This is a genomic window from Klebsiella terrigena (assembly GCF_006539725.1).
Lineage (GTDB): Bacteria > Pseudomonadota > Gammaproteobacteria > Enterobacterales > Enterobacteriaceae > Klebsiella > Klebsiella terrigena.
The window spans coordinates 1-14291 of sequence record NZ_BJNO01000013.1 but is presented as its reverse complement, the minus strand read 5'-3'; the positions used below and the strand labels follow the sequence as shown (position 1 = coordinate 14291).

Genomic DNA, 14291 nt, shown 5'->3' with positions numbered 1-14291 from the left:
CGCTGACCGAGCCCGGTGAAGGCGCTTATCGCGCCATCATCCGGGTTTCTTCCCGGCTGACGCGACGCTCAGCCGGGCGAGAATGTCCCTTTCCTGCCTATTTTACCTGCGGGTTCACGCAGTTCTTATCGACGTTGCCCTGCAGCGCATCAATCAGGTTATCCACCGCACAGGCCGCCATGTTGTAGCGCGTTTCATGGGTGGCGGAACCAATATGCGGCAGCGCGACGACGTTAGGCATGCTGAGCAGCGGGGAGTCCTGCGCCAGCGGCTCCTGTTCAAACACGTCGAGACCGGCGGCATGGATTTCGCCATTCTGCAACGCGGCAACCAGCGCTTTCTCATCAACGACCGGACCGCGTCCGGCGTTAATAAAGATGGCGGATGGCTTCATTTTGGCGAACTTCTCCGCATTGAACAGATGATGAGTCTCAGCGGTCAGCGGCAGGATCAGGCAGACAAAATCGGCTTCCTCAAGCAGCGTATCGAGATCGCAGTAGCGAGCGTTGAAGCGCTCTTCCGCCTGCGGATGCTGGCTGCGCGCGTTATAGAGGATCGGCATCCCGAAGCCGGCATGCGCGCGCTGGGCCAGCGCCATGCCGATGCGTCCCATGCCAACGATACCCAGCGTTTTGTGGTGCACGTCGCTGCCGAACCAGTCCGGCCCGATGCTTTTGGTCCACTCACCCGCCTTCACGCGATTAGCGACTTCCACCACCCGGCGCGAGGTGCTGAGTACCAGCGCCATCACCGTATCGGCAACGGTTTCGGTCAGCACGGTGGGCGTATGCATCAGCAGGACCCTGCGGGCATTCAGCGCCGCGACGTCGAAGTTGTCGTAGCCCACGGAGACCGTTGAGGCCGCACGAAGATTGGGCATTTTCTCCAGTAACGCGGTATCAACTTTTTCGCTGGAGCCCAGCAGGCCCTCGGCCTGGGCAAACGCCTCGGCGTGCTGCGCGATGGTTTCGGCGCTCAGGTTTTTCACCCGGGTGACGGCAAAGTGTTTTTCCAGACGCTGCTGCAGGTCGTCGGGAAGCGTTTTATAGAGAATAACGGACGGCTTCATGCGGATCTCCGTAGTATTAGGATGTCAGGCGTGACGAGCGCCAAGCGGAAGTTTTTGATTATTAGCAGGCTTAACAATTAAAGTAAGCCATACCGCGACGAAAAGCGCCACTCCCATGAAAATGTACGAGGCGGACGGGCTGCCGGTCGAACCGTTCAGGTAGCCGACAAACCACGAGCCAAAGAAGGAGCCTAGCGCGCCCATGCTGTTAATCAGCGCCATTGCGCCGCCCGCTACGTTGCGCGGCAGCATCTCCGGGATGATGGCGAAGAAGGGGCCATAGGGGGCGTACATCGCCGCGCCGGCAATCACCAGCAGGGTATAAGACGCCCAGAAGTGGTTCGCGCCGACCGCCCAGGAGCCGATAAAGGCCAGCCCGCCAATCAGCAGCAGCGGCCAGACGAACAGCTTACGGTTCTGCATTTTGTCCGAGGCCCAGGAGACGACGATCATCGCAATCGTTGCCGCGAGGTAAGGTACCGAGGAGAGCCAGCCAACCTCAACCATGCCCATATTTTCACCGCCGCTGCGGATAATTGACGGCAGCCACAGCACGAAGCCGTACACCCCGATACTCCAGGCAAAATACTGCATGCACAGCAGCACGACGTTACGTGAGCGGAAGGCCTCGCTGTAGTTACGCACGGCTTTGATGCCCTGCTGCTCGCGTTCCAGCTGCTCCTGCAGCGCGGCTTTTTCGCTCTCGGAGAGCCAGTTCACCTGCGACGGCTTATCTTTTACCAGCACCCACCAGCAGAAGGCCCAGAGCACCGCCGGCACGCCTTCAATAATGAACATCTCGCGCCAGCCAAAGGACTGAATCAGGTAGCCGGACACCACCGACATCCACAGCACCGTGACCGGATTACCGAGGATTAAAAAGGTATTGGCGCGCGAGCGTTCGGATTTAGTAAACCAGTTGCTGATGTAAATCAGCATCGCGGGCATCACCGCGGCTTCGACGACGCCGAGAATAAAGCGGATAGCGGCCAGGGCCGGAATGTTGTGCACCATGCCGGTCAGCGAAGCGCAGGCACCCCACAGGATCAGGCAGATAAAGATAAGTTTTCGCACGCTGCGGCGTTCAGCATAGATTGCCCCAGGGATCTGGAAGAAGAAGTAGCCGAGGAAGAAGAGGGCGCCCAGCAGCGATGAGACCCCTTTAGTGATCCCCAAATCTTCGGTAATGCCCGCCGCGGAGGCGAAGCTGAAGTTGGCACGGTCGAGATACGCCAGGCTATACGTGATAAACACGATAGGCATGATGTACCACCAGCGTTTTGTTGCATTGGTTAAGCTGTTCATAGGCTTGCCTCTGTATGTGAGGTAACACTCACCGATAGAAGGTGTCTTATGCCGCGCTGTATGTAGGGTACAGAGTGGCTACCATCGTTGCATTAAACGTTATTCGCCCAGCGCGTCGCGCGTCGGTAATCCTTCGCTGTCGCCCTGAACCTGAATCGCCAGCGAGCCGATTTTGTTCCCGCGCCGTACCGCCTGATCCAGGGTTTTGCCTTCCAGCAGGGCGCTAATGACCCCGACGGCAAAGCCATCGCCCGCGCCGACGGTATCGACGACGTTATCGACCTTAACGGCCGCGACGGCACCCTGCTCACCCGCGGCGGTTTTATACCAGGCGCCGTCGGAGCCGGTTTTGATGATCACGGCGCGCACGCCGCGGTTGAGATAGAAGTCCGCAATAGCCTCCGGCGCTTGCTGACCCGTCAGGATTGTCCCCTCCTTCAGGCCGGGTAAAACCCAGTCGGCCTGGAAGGCGAGATGGTTGAGCTTCTCCACCATTTCGCCTTCGCTTTTCCACAGCACCGGGCGCAGGTTGGGGTCGAAGGAGATGGTTTTTCCCTGAGCCTTCATCGCGCCAGCGGCACGATCCAGCAGCGCATATGAACTCTCCGACAGCGCGGCGGCGACGCCGCTGAGGTGCAGATGGCGAGCGCTGGCGAAGTAATCGGGGTGGAAATCATCCGGCGACAGGTGGCTGGCCGCCGAGCCTTTGCGGAAATATTCCACAATGGGATCGGTTCCATTTTCGACTTTAGATTTCATCTGGAAGCCGGTTGCGTAGCGCGAGTCCTGGGCTACGCCGCGGGCGTCAATCCCTTCTTTTGCCAGAGAATTAAGCACAAAGCGACCGAAGCTATCCTCGCCGACGCGGCTGACCCAGCCGACCTTCAGCCCCAGGCGAGCCAGGCCGGTGGCGACGTTCAGCTCGGCACCGGCGACGCGCTTGATAAAGCGTTCAACCTCGGCGAGATCCCCGGTTTGGGTCGCCACAAACATAGCCATCGCTTCGCCGATGGTAATGACATCCAGGTTGTTTTCCATGGCTTAATCCTCGCGTAAAAGATTGACATAGCGGCGGGTAACGGCCGTCAGGTCATGGCCGACCAGCGGAAATTCGATACCGCGCGGGGCATCAGCAGGCAGGTTATCCAGCAGCGCCAGCCAGCGCGGAGCGGCCTCATCGGGCGGAACGGCGCGGAACTGCTGGTGATGCGGCTGGGCCGCCTTAACGTGAATATAGCTGACGGCGGGCGCGAGATGGCGGGCGGCCTCTTCCGGCGAATCGCCGACCCACAGCCAGTTGCCCATATCAAACGTCAGCGTCACCGGTAGGTTATTGACCCGGCAGATGGCTTTAAACCGCTGCATCGGCGCCAGCTGGCCGCAATCGGTCTGGTCATTTTCCACCACCAGCGCCATCCCGCTCGCCTGCAGCGTGCTGCGCAGGGTCTCCAGCTGATGGTTATGGATGAAGTGGCCGAGGGAGAGTTTTAACCATAAGGCGTTGAGGGTTTGCGCTTCCTGCAGCAGCGCCGCGAGGTTCGGGTTAAGCGACCCGTCGGCGGCGAACAGGGCTTCCGGCGCGGAGTAGCAGACCAGCAGGCCGTGGCTTTCAATCTCCGCGGCGAGGGCCGGCAGCCGGTTCAGTTCCTCTGCGCTGAATAACTCGCGGCGGATCTCCACGCCGTCGGCGCCGGAACCGGCAATGAACGGCAGTACGGCGGACTGTCCGCCAAGCTCTCTAACGCGATCGTTGCCATAAGCGGCGGTCACGACAATGATTTTTCTGGCCATCTGACAAACTCCCGGTGGTTCTGTAGCGAATCTCTCTATTACGCTAGATGGGACCGGTTCCAAAGGAAAGGGGAGGATGTCTAATTTATGATCACCATCACGAAGGAGAGCTAACGGGAGGTCGATCCGCGGACGATCAGCTCCCCGGAAAATACCCGCTCACAGATCGGCTCATGGCTGCCTTCGATGCGGCGTACCACCTGCTCAACGGCGGCGTAGCCTATTTGCCACGTCGGCTGTTTGAGGGTGGTGATGCCGACGCCCGCCAGCTCCGCCCACTCCAGCTCGTCAAACCCGAGCAGGCCGATATCGCTTCCCCAAATCAGGTCAACTCGCTTCAGCGCGCGTGCGACCTGCAGCGTCAGGGCGCCGTTGGCGGAGATAACCGCTTTGCGCATCCCGCGATGGCCGGAGTGAAACTGGCGCAGCACGCTGTCCAGCATCGCGCCGTCGTTGAGCGGGACTTCGGCATTTTCCGCGACGATCCCGGCGTGGCGCTGAAGGGTGGTGCGAAAGGCGCTCAGCCGCTCGCGCCGCGTGTTGACGGAGCCCAGCGGCTCGCTCAGAAACAGCAGCGCCTCGAAGCCTTTTTCCACCAGATGCTCGGTGGCGGTGGTGGCGGCCTGGGTGTTATCCAGCCCGACCACGTCGCAGGCAAAATCGGGAATTTTTCGGTCGATTAGCACCATCGGCAGCGCCGACTGCTGCAGGCGATTGAGCCCCTCTTCGCGCATGCCGACGGCGTTGACCACAATCCCCTCAACCTGATAGCTGCGCAGCAGGTCGAGATAGTGCAGCTCCTGGTCCAGCTCGTTGTTGGTGTTACAGACCAGCAGGGTAAACCCTTTTTCGCGGCAGGCGGCCTCGATGCCGCTCAGCACGTTAACCGAGTAGGGGTTGGTAATATCGGCGATGATCAGGCCAATCAGCCGGGTGCGGCCGTGCTTAAGGCCGCGGGCCATCAGGCTGGGGCGATAGTTAAGTTCGGCAATTGCCTTTTCAATGCGCGCCAGCAGGTCATCGGAAAGCAGATGCTTTTCGCCGTTGAGGTAGCGTGAAATGCTGGTTTTACCGGTCTTTGCGGCTTTTGCCACATCGCTAATGGTTGCTCGCGCCGCTTTCGCCATGATGGCTTCCTTTGCTGAAATCTGGAGAACACCTTAGCGCGAAAATTCGCTATATCAAGCATTTTGCCCGGTAAGCGTGTCTTACCGGGCGCAGGAGGGAGCGATGAAACGGGATTACTGCAGCGGGCTGAGGGTAATTTCCACGCGACGGTTCTGCGCTTTGCCTTCCGCAGTGCCGTTGCTGGCAATCGGATTGGCCGGGCCCATGCCGCTGGTACGGATACGGTTTGCCGCCACGCCCTGGGTGATAAGGGCGCTGGCAACGCTATCCGCGCGCTGCTGCGAGAGGCGCATATTCAGATCCTGGCCGCCGCTGCTGTCGGTATAGCCGACCACGTTAACCGCCGTCTTTTCGTACTCTTTCAGCACCATCGCGACGCCGGTGAGCGTATTGGCTCCCGCCGGTTTGAGGTTGGCGCTGCTGCTATCAAAGGTGACGTTATTGGGCATATTCAGCACGATGTTATCGCCATTTCGCGTCACGCTGACCCCGGTTCCCTGCATTTTCTCGCGCAGTTTGGCTTCCTGTACGTCCATGTAGTAGCCGATGCCGCCGCCAAGCGCCGCGCCCGCCGCCGCGCCGATCAGCGCCCCTTTACCGCGGTCGTGTTTGGAAGAGGAGAGCGCGCCAATACCTGCGCCGACCAGGGAGCCGATGCCCGCGCCGACGCCGGATTTTCCTGCTTCACGTTCGCCGGTATAGGGGTTGGTTGTACAGCCAGAAATGGCCAGTGTGCCGCTAACCATAGCCGCAATCATCAGTACGCGTTTTTTCATATTATTTCCTTAATCCATTTTATTCTTTGTCACAGCGCGCGTGACGGTTGATTATGACGCCCGGATGCGGAGAAAATTCCCCGGATAACGTCTCTATTTGTAAGTAACCTTGAACGGCCGAATAACAGGCCGCCACAACACCTGCATTCGCTAACCAGGAGCTCGCTTTGCCAACCTCATCTGCAACTGAAACCATCCTCACCGCGGCCCATTGGGGACCGATGCTGGTTGAAACCGATGGTGAAAATGTCCTCTCCTCCCGCGGCGCGCTGGAAACCCCCTTCGCAAACTCTCTGCAAACCGCCGTGCGGGACCAGGTTCATAGCAAGACCCGCGTGCGCTACCCGATGGTGCGAAAAGGCTTTCTGGCCTCGCCGGATAGCCCGCAGGGCGTACGCGGACAGGATGAGTTTGTCCGGGTGAGCTGGGAGCAGGCGCTGGATCTTATTCATGCCCAGCATCAGCGGATCCGCGAGAGCTACGGCCCGACGTCGATCTTTGCCGGCTCCTACGGCTGGCGTTCAAACGGCGTACTGCATAAAGCGGCGACGCTGCTGCAGCGTTACATGAGCCTGGCCGGCGGCTATACCGGCCACCTCGGGGATTACTCCACCGGCGCGGCGCAGGCGATCATGCCGTACGTGGTGGGCGGAAATGAGGTGTATCAGCAGCAAACCAGCTGGCCAATGGTGCTGGAACATAGCGACGTGGTGGTGCTGTGGAGTGCTAATCCGCTGAATACGCTGAAGATTGCCTGGAATGCCTCCGATGAGCAGGGAGTGACGTGGTTCGATCGGCTGCGCAAGAGCGGCAAGCGGGTGATCTGCATCGATCCTATGCGATCGGAAACCGTTGATTTCTTTGGCGAGGATATCGACTGGGTGGCCCCGCATATGGGAACGGACGTGGCGATGATGCTCGGGATCGCCTCGACTCTGGTCGAAAACGGCTGGCAGGACGATGCGTTCCTGGCGCGCTATACCAGCGGCTATGAGATTTTCGCCCGCTACCTGACCGGCGAAAGCGACGGCGTGGCGAAAACCGCCGAGTGGGCCGCAGAGATTTGCGGCGTAAGTGCGGCTAAAATCCGCGAACTGGCGAAACTCTTCCATGAAAATACGACGATGCTGATGTCCGGTTGGGGCATGCAGCGTCAGCAGTTCGGCGAGCAAAAGCACTGGATGCTGGTCACGCTGGCCGCGATGCTGGGGCAAATTGGCACCCAGGGCGGCGGTTTTGGCCTCTCCTACCATTTTGCTAACGGCGGCAATCCGACCCGGCGGGCGGCGGTACTGGCCTCCATGCAGGGCTGCGTGGCGGACGGTATTGAGGCGGTGGAAAAAATTCCGGTGGCGCGCATTGTCGAAGCGCTGGAAAACCCCGGCGCGCCCTATCAGCACAACGGCATGGACCGATGCTTCCCGGATATTCGCTTTATCTGGTGGGCGGGCGGCGCCAATTTTACCCATCATCAGGATACCAACCGCCTGATCCGCGCCTGGCAGAAGCCGGAGCTTATCGTTATTTCGGAATGCTTCTGGACCGCTGCGGCCCGCCACGCTGATATCGTCCTGCCGGCGACGACCTCATTTGAACGCAACGACATGACCATGACCGGCGATTACAGCAACCAGCATCTGGTGCCGATGAAACGCGTGGTTGCGCCGCGCGACGAGGCCCGGGATGACTTTGAGGTGTTTGCCGATCTCAGCGAGCGCTGGGAAGAGGGCGGCCGCGCGCGTTTTACTGAGGGGAAAAGCGATATCCAGTGGCTGGAAAGCTTCTACCGCACCGCGGCCCAGCGCGGCGCGAGCCAGCAGATTACGCTGCCGCCGTTCGAGCAGTTCTGGCAGGATAATCAGCTGATTGAGATGCCGGAAAATCCCGACAACGCCCGTTTCGCCCGCTTTGCCGCCTTCCGCGCCGATCCGCAGGCTAATCCGCTGAAAACGGCGAGCGGAAAAATCGAGATCCACTCACCGACGATTGCCGGTTTTGCCTATCCCGACTGCCCGCCGCACCCGATGTGGCTGGCGCCGGACGAATGGCACGGCAACGCGCAGCCGGGCCAGCTGCAGGTGCTCTCCGCCCATCCGGCGCATCGTCTGCACAGCCAGCTGAATCACACGGCTCTGCGGGAGCAGTACGCGGTTGCCGGCCGCGAGCCGTTAACCATTCACCCGCTGGATGCCGAGGCGCGGCAGATTGCCGACGGCGATCTGGTGCGGGTATGGAATTCGCGCGGCCAGGTTCTGGCCGGCGCGGTGGTGACGGAGGGGATCCGCCCCGGGGTTATCTGCCTGCATGAGGGCGCCTGGCCGGATATCGACCCGCAGGTAGGGATCTGTAAAAATGGCGCGGTGAACGTGTTGACCAAAGATATTCCGACTTCGCGCCTCGGTAACGGCTGCGCCGGAAACACGGCGCTGGCGTGGCTGGAGAAATACACCGGCCCGGCGCTTACGTTAACGGCGTTTGATCCACCGGCCAACGCATAATCCACGTCGGCTGCAGGGTATCGTCCTGCCATGCGCAGTCTTCTATCCGGAAGCCCTGCGCATGGTAGAAATTCACCGCCTGTAGGTTTTTTTGGTACACCTCGAGACTCAGCCAGGCATAGTGCCGCTTGACCTCGTCCACCAGCGCGCGGCCGATCCCCCGGCGCAGAGCCGTAGGGGCGACGAAAAGCGCGCCGACAAAGCGTGACTCCAGCACGCTGATAAAGCCTTTTATCTCATCGTCTTCTTCCCACACCCAGGTACTGGCGGCGGGAAGGTAAACGTCGCGCACGACCGCAACGCTTTCATGCCAGTAGGCCTCTTTGATAAACGGATGCGCATGAATCGTGCTTTCCAGCCATAGCGCCAGCAGCGGGCCGATCTCTTTAGTTTCCCACTTGCGGATCATCCGCACCTCCGGGGTAACAGAAGCAGCTCGTGACGTGATCGTTCACCAGCCCGCAGGCCTGCATAAAGGAGTAGCAGATAGTCGAACCGACAAACTTGAAGCCGAGTTTTTTCAGCGCCTTCGACAGCGCGTCGGAGGCGGGGGTTGTCGTTGGGATTTCCGCCAGCGTAGCGGCGTGCGATATCTGCGGGTGGTTATCGACAAAGGACCAGACAAAATCGCTGAAGGAGTCGCCCTTTTCTTCCAGCGCAAGAAAGGCCCGCGCGTTGCCGATAATGGCCTGAATTTTTCCGCGATGGCGAATAATACCGGCATCCAGCAGCAGACGCTCGACGTCGGCCTCATCCATCGCGGCGACGCGAACCGGGTCGAACTGGTGAAACGCACGGCGATAGTTCTCACGTTTTTTTAGCACCGTAATCCATGAAAGCCCGGCCTGCTGGCCTTCAAGGCAGATCATTTCGAACAGCTTCCGGGCGTCTCTTTGCTCTACGCCCCATTCGCTATCGTGATACTGAATATAGAGAGGGTCCTGGCTAACCCATCCGCAACGCTGCATGTCTTTCTCCCTTAGTAATAAAACTTACGCGTTCACCTTGACGGCTGAAAGATAAAGATAATAGTTAATACAGGGATACCACTCCCAAATACAGGGGTATCAGATCCCATAAAAAACACAGCAATACTTCCGGTTTGGCTCTTTATGGAGTCGCTTTAATGATAATAAAGAAATGCAATGGCTTGTGGGGATACTTCCTCCCGGCGTGCGTATCCGTGTGGGTATCGTGCGTCAGTACGGCGAATGCCTGGCAACAGGAATATATCGCTATCGATACAAAAAGTAATACACCTGAACGCTATACGTGGGATAGCGATCACCAACCGCGCTATGAGGACATTCTGGCTGAGCGCATCAATTCAACCGGCGAGGCCGCCGGATTCGCCCTTAACCAGGCGCTGGCACCGCCGGATACCGGGCACGGCATGAGCGTGGGCTGGAACTTTACCTTAGCCAACGGCGTGACTTCAGGGCCGGTGGCAAGCCTGCGCAGCGATCTGCAGCCGCCTCCCGTTCGCCGAGCGGCGGAAAGCAGCTACGTGAACACGCTCGGCTGGCGCGTGGATTATCAGCAGCTGTGGGGTATTCATCCCTGGGCGCAGGTGAGCTACAACCAGGCGCTTTCTTCAGAGCTGCCCTGGCCAACCCGTACCCAGGACGGCGGCTGGCGGGATGTCACCTTTGGGGCGGATATGTCGCTCAATTCGCACCTTGCGGCATGGGCGGCGCTCTCGCAGGCGGATAACCTGCCAACCGGGGCAAACTATCAGTACCTGATGGGGGTCAGCGCCAATTTTTAAGCCCTCTTTCCGGACGGCTTCCGGCGACCTGCGCGCACGCCGCTGGCATAAGATCGCCGGGCGTGCCGCTCGGCTACGCTGTGGCTATTTTGCTTCTGTAATGTGAATTATGTCGTCCATATGTAGCATGTTTGGCACCACTTTTTAACTTCGCGATCACAGAACTGGCGCGGCGTGGTGAGATAGCAGGCACTAACTTATTCCCTGCCGTCGAGCCCGCGCCCGTTTCTCCATGTCATTCATTCCGGCATTTATGCATTTCATTCCCTGCTGACGGCATTTCATGCTTTTTCTCCCCTGGACTTTTGGGGACTTCGCTATTGTGGCGGCAGTTAATATTTCAGGACATCTGCCATGAACGCTACCACTACTCAATATACCCGCTGGCTCACGCTGTTCGGCACGATCGTGACGCAGTTCGCGCTCGGATCGGTTTATACCTGGAGTTTGTTCAATAGTTCTCTTTCCGCAAAGCTGGACGAGCCGGTAAGCCAGGTGGCGTTCTCCTTTGGCCTGCTGAGTCTTGGCCTGGCGCTCTCTTCCTCCGTCGCCGGTAAGCTGCAGGAACGCTTTGGCGTAAAACGCGTGACGATGGCGTCCGGCGTGCTGCTCGGGCTCGGTTTTTTCCTCACCGCCCACGCCAACAGCCTGATGATGCTGTGGCTGAGCGCCGGTCTGCTGGTGGGCCTGGCCGACGGCGCCGGCTATCTGCTGACGCTCTCCAACTGCGTGAAGTGGTTCCCCGAGCGTAAAGGGCTGATTTCCGCCTTCTCCATCGGCGCCTACGGCCTCGGCAGCCTCGGGTTTAAATTTATTGATAGCCATCTGCTGGCCACCGTCGGGCTGGAGAAGACCTTTATCATCTGGGGCGCGATTGTGCTGGTGATGATTGTTTTTGGCGCCACGCTGATGAAAGATGCGCCGAACCATACCGCCAGCACCCGCAATGGGGTGGTGGAGAATGACTTCACGCTGGCGCAGTCGATGCGTAAACCACAGTACTGGATGCTCGCGGTGATGTTCCTGACCGCCTGCATGAGCGGCCTGTACGTTATCGGCGTGGCGAAGGATATTGCGCAGGGGATGGTGCATCTGGACGTGGCGACGGCGGCGAATGCGGTGACCATTATCTCTATCGCTAACCTGAGCGGACGCCTGGTGCTGGGGATCCTGTCGGATAAAATTTCCCGCATCCGTGTGATCACTATCGGTCAGGTCGTTTCGCTGGTCGGCATGGCGGCGCTGCTGTTCGCCCCGCTGAACGCCACAACCTTCTTTGCCGCGATTGCCTGCGTGGCCTTTAACTTCGGCGGTACGATCACCGTGTTCCCGTCCCTGATCAGCGAATTCTTCGGCCTGAACAACCTGGCGAAAAACTACGGGGTGATTTATCTGGGCTTCGGTATCGGCAGCATCTGCGGGTCGCTGATTGCGTCCCTGTTCGGCGGATTCTACGTCACCTTCTGCGTGATCTTCGCGCTGCTGATTCTTTCGCTGGCGCTTTCCACGACGATCCGCCAGCCAAAAAATGAAGTTTACAGCGCTGCACACGCCTGACGGCGTGTCATTCGGCGACGGGCTACCAATTCACTAAGCTAATAATGCCAATCCGACCAGATATTTTGTAAATATTTGGTTGGATCACATTCCCTCCTGATACTTTTCCCTTCCTCTGTGGTCTACTTACCGCGCTTTGTAGAGGTTTCTCATAACCAACCTTAACGCACTCTATTAACCTGCTTGCTTATATCGCGTAAGTGAGGGGTGTTCTATCTCATCTTTTTCCAGGTTTTCTTGCATGAAATATATTAGAACGATGACGCAGCAGACGCTCAGTATATGGCTGGCGCTGTACATCGGCTGGTTTATGAACGTTGCCGTTTTTATCCGTCGCTTCGACGGTTATGCTCAGGAATTTACCTTCTGGAAAGGACTTTCCGGGCTTGTGGAACTGGTTGCGACCGTGCTGGTGACCTTCTTCCTGCTGCGTATTCTGTCGCTGACGGGACGGCGGTTATGGCGAATATTAGCCACGCTGGTGGTGCTGTTCTCCGCCGCCGCCAGCTACTATATGACCTTCCTCAACGTGGTCATTGGCTACGGTATTATTGCCTCGGTGATGACCACGGATATCGATCTTTCCCAGGAAGTGATCGGCTGGCATTTGGTTCTTTGGCTGGTGCTGGTTAGCGCGCTGCCGCTGCTGTTTATCTGGAATAACCGCTGCCGCGACACCCTGCTGCGGCAGATCCGCACGCCGGGCCAGAGGGTGAAGAATATTGCCATTGTGCTGCTCGCCGGGCTGATGGTCTGGGGTCCGATTCGCCTGCTTGAGGTTCGCCAGAAGAACGTTGAGCGAAATTCAGAAGTGGATATGCCGAGCTACGGCGGGGTGATTGCGAACTCCTATCTGCCCTCGAACTGGCTCTCCGCGCTGGGGCTGTACGCCTGGGCGCAGGTCGATGAATCCTCCGATAACGGCTCCCTGATTAACCCGGCGAAGAAATTCACCTACGTTGCGCCGCAGGGGCTGGATGATACTTACGTGGTGTTTATCATCGGCGAGACGACCCGTTGGGATCACATGGGGATTCTGGGCTATAGCCGCAACACCACGCCGAAGCTGGCCCAGGAGAAAAATCTCGTGGCCTTCCGCGGCTACTCCTGCGATACCGCGACCAAGCTCTCGTTACGCTGTATGTTCGTTCGCGAAGGCGGGGCGGAAGATAACCCCCAGCGTACGCTGAAAGAGCAAAACGTGTTTTCCGTTCTGCACCAGCTGGGCTTCACCGGCGATCTCTACGCCATGCAGAGCGAGATGTGGTTCTACAGCAATACGATGGTGAACACCATCGCCTATCGCGAGCAGATTGGCGCCGAGCCGCGTAACCGCGGTAAGAGCGTTGATGACATGCTGCTTATCGATGAAGTTAAGCGCTCGATGGTGAAGAACACCCACGGCAAGCACCTGATTATTCTGCATACCAAGGGTTCGCACTTTAACTATACCCAGCGCTACCCGCGCAGCTTTGCCCAGTGGAAGCCGGAGTGCGTTGGCGTGGATAGCAAATGTTCGAAAGCAGAGCTGATTAACTCCTACGATAACAGCGTGAGCTATGTCGACCACTTTATTGTTAGCGTGCTGGATCAGCTGCGCGATAAGAAAGCGATTGTCTTCTATGCCGCCGATCACGGTGAGTCGATTAACGAGCACGAGCACCTGCACGGCACGCCGCGCAAGATGGCGCCGCCGGAGCAGTTCCGCGTGCCGATGATGGTGTGGATGTCGGATAAGTATCTGGAAGCGCCCGACCATGCGGCTTCGTTTGCCCGACTCAAGCAGCAGGCGGCGATGAAGGTCCCGCGTCGTCACGTTGAGCTGTACGATACTATTATGGGCTGTCTCGGCTACACCTCGCCGGACGGCGGGATTAACGAGAATAACAACTGGTGTCGCGTTCCCGGTGCGAGCAAAGCCGTGAAGGAGTCGCAAGAGTGATGAGTTTCTCGCCGCTTGAGTGATTTTTTCATAATAAGGCATTGACGGGTGTGGGTCTCAGCAGTAAGATGCGCCCGCATTCGGTGATTGGCGCAGCCTGGTAGCGCACTTCGTTCGGGACGAAGGGGTCGGAGGTTCGAATCCTCTATCACCGACCAAATTTAAAAGCCCGCTCTTAGAGCGGGCTTTTTTACGTTTGTGGCCCGACGAGGATGAGAACCTCCGGGGGCAGAGGTTCGACTCGAGCGCAGCGAGAGAACGTTGCTTTAGCAACGGCCCGCAGGGCGAGCCACGTAGTGGCGAAGTCATCCTCTATCACCGACCAAATTTAAAAGCCCGCTCTTAGAGCGGGCTTTTTTACGTTTGTGGCCGGTGCGGATGTCAGTCAGTCAGTCAGTCAGTCAGTCGGAGGTGTTCCGTTCACCATACGTCTGGCAGAACATGCGGTCCCGGTGCC

Annotated in this window: 12 protein-coding genes, 1 tRNA gene and 1 other RNA gene; 6 read left to right on the top strand and 8 right to left on the bottom strand. The window is 58.6% G+C overall.

What is annotated here, in order from left to right; genetic code table 11:
- Positions 1–97 precede the first annotated feature (97 nt).
- The 6 genes from ghrB to RTE01_RS14990 form a co-directional block, all read right to left on the bottom strand.
- The gene (ghrB, locus tag RTE01_RS15015; protein WP_076946249.1) at positions 98–1069 is read right to left on the bottom strand and encodes a glyoxylate/hydroxypyruvate reductase GhrB; all 972 of its coding nucleotides are present in this window, start codon (positions 1067–1069) and stop codon (positions 98–100) included.
- 24 nt (positions 1070–1093) lie between these two features.
- Entirely contained in the window at positions 1094–2374 is a 1281-nt protein-coding gene (locus tag RTE01_RS15010; protein WP_041143152.1) for an MFS transporter, read from the bottom strand.
- A gap of 99 nt (positions 2375–2473) precedes the next feature.
- Complete coding sequence (locus tag RTE01_RS15005; RefSeq protein ID WP_134528101.1) at positions 2474–3412, bottom strand: sugar kinase; 939 nt, start codon at positions 3410–3412, stop codon at positions 2474–2476.
- Positions 3413–3415: 3 nt separating this feature from the next.
- A complete protein-coding gene (locus RTE01_RS15000) occupies positions 3416–4165 on the bottom strand; it encodes a sugar phosphate isomerase/epimerase family protein (protein WP_041143150.1) in 750 nt (249 codons plus the stop codon).
- A gap of 110 nt (positions 4166–4275) precedes the next feature.
- Positions 4276–5292 carry a LacI family DNA-binding transcriptional regulator gene (locus RTE01_RS14995; protein ID WP_041143149.1) on the bottom strand — a complete coding sequence of 339 codons (1017 nt, stop codon included), beginning with the start codon at positions 5290–5292 and terminating at the stop codon, positions 4276–4278.
- 114 nt (positions 5293–5406) lie between these two features.
- Complete coding sequence (locus RTE01_RS14990; RefSeq protein WP_041143148.1) at positions 5407–6069, bottom strand: OmpA family lipoprotein; 663 nt, start codon at positions 6067–6069, stop codon at positions 5407–5409.
- Between the two features lie 167 nt (positions 6070–6236).
- Here RTE01_RS14990 and RTE01_RS14985 point away from each other — a divergent pair, with 167 nt between their 5' ends.
- Entirely contained in the window at positions 6237–8567 is a 2331-nt protein-coding gene (locus tag RTE01_RS14985; protein WP_041143147.1) for a molybdopterin guanine dinucleotide-containing S/N-oxide reductase, read from the top strand.
- Here RTE01_RS14985 and RTE01_RS14980 read toward each other — a convergent pair.
- Entirely contained in the window at positions 8530–8976 is a 447-nt protein-coding gene (locus tag RTE01_RS14980; protein WP_041143146.1) for an N-acetyltransferase, read from the bottom strand. The genes RTE01_RS14985 and RTE01_RS14980 overlap by 38 nt on opposite strands.
- Positions 8954–9535, bottom strand: a complete 582-nt coding sequence (gene tag, locus RTE01_RS14975) for a DNA-3-methyladenine glycosylase I (RefSeq protein WP_041143145.1) — start codon at positions 9533–9535, stop codon at positions 8954–8956. The genes RTE01_RS14980 and tag overlap by 23 nt, the downstream gene beginning before the upstream one ends.
- 158 nt (positions 9536–9693) lie before the next feature.
- Between tag and RTE01_RS14970 the strand changes: the two genes are divergently transcribed.
- The 5 genes from RTE01_RS14970 to RTE01_RS14950 all read left to right on the top strand — a co-directional run bounded on the left by RTE01_RS14970 (position 9694) and on the right by RTE01_RS14950 (position 14159).
- Positions 9694–10335, top strand: a complete 642-nt coding sequence (locus RTE01_RS14970; RefSeq protein ID WP_041143144.1) for a hypothetical protein — start codon at positions 9694–9696, stop codon at positions 10333–10335.
- A 354-nt stretch (positions 10336–10689) separates the two neighbouring features.
- Complete coding sequence (locus RTE01_RS14965) at positions 10690–11892, top strand: L-lactate MFS transporter (RefSeq protein ID WP_041143143.1); 1203 nt, start codon at positions 10690–10692, stop codon at positions 11890–11892.
- 241 nt (positions 11893–12133) lie between these two features.
- The gene (gene eptB / locus RTE01_RS14960; RefSeq protein WP_123552507.1) at positions 12134–13834 is read left to right on the top strand and encodes a kdo(2)-lipid A phosphoethanolamine 7''-transferase; all 1701 of its coding nucleotides are present in this window, start codon (positions 12134–12136) and stop codon (positions 13832–13834) included.
- 81 nt (positions 13835–13915) lie between these two features.
- Positions 13916–13992 (top strand) — tRNA-Pro (locus RTE01_RS14955).
- 33 nt (positions 13993–14025) lie between these two features.
- A non-coding RNA gene (locus RTE01_RS14950) (RtT sRNA) lies at positions 14026–14159 on the top strand.
- Positions 14160–14291 lie beyond the last annotated feature (132 nt).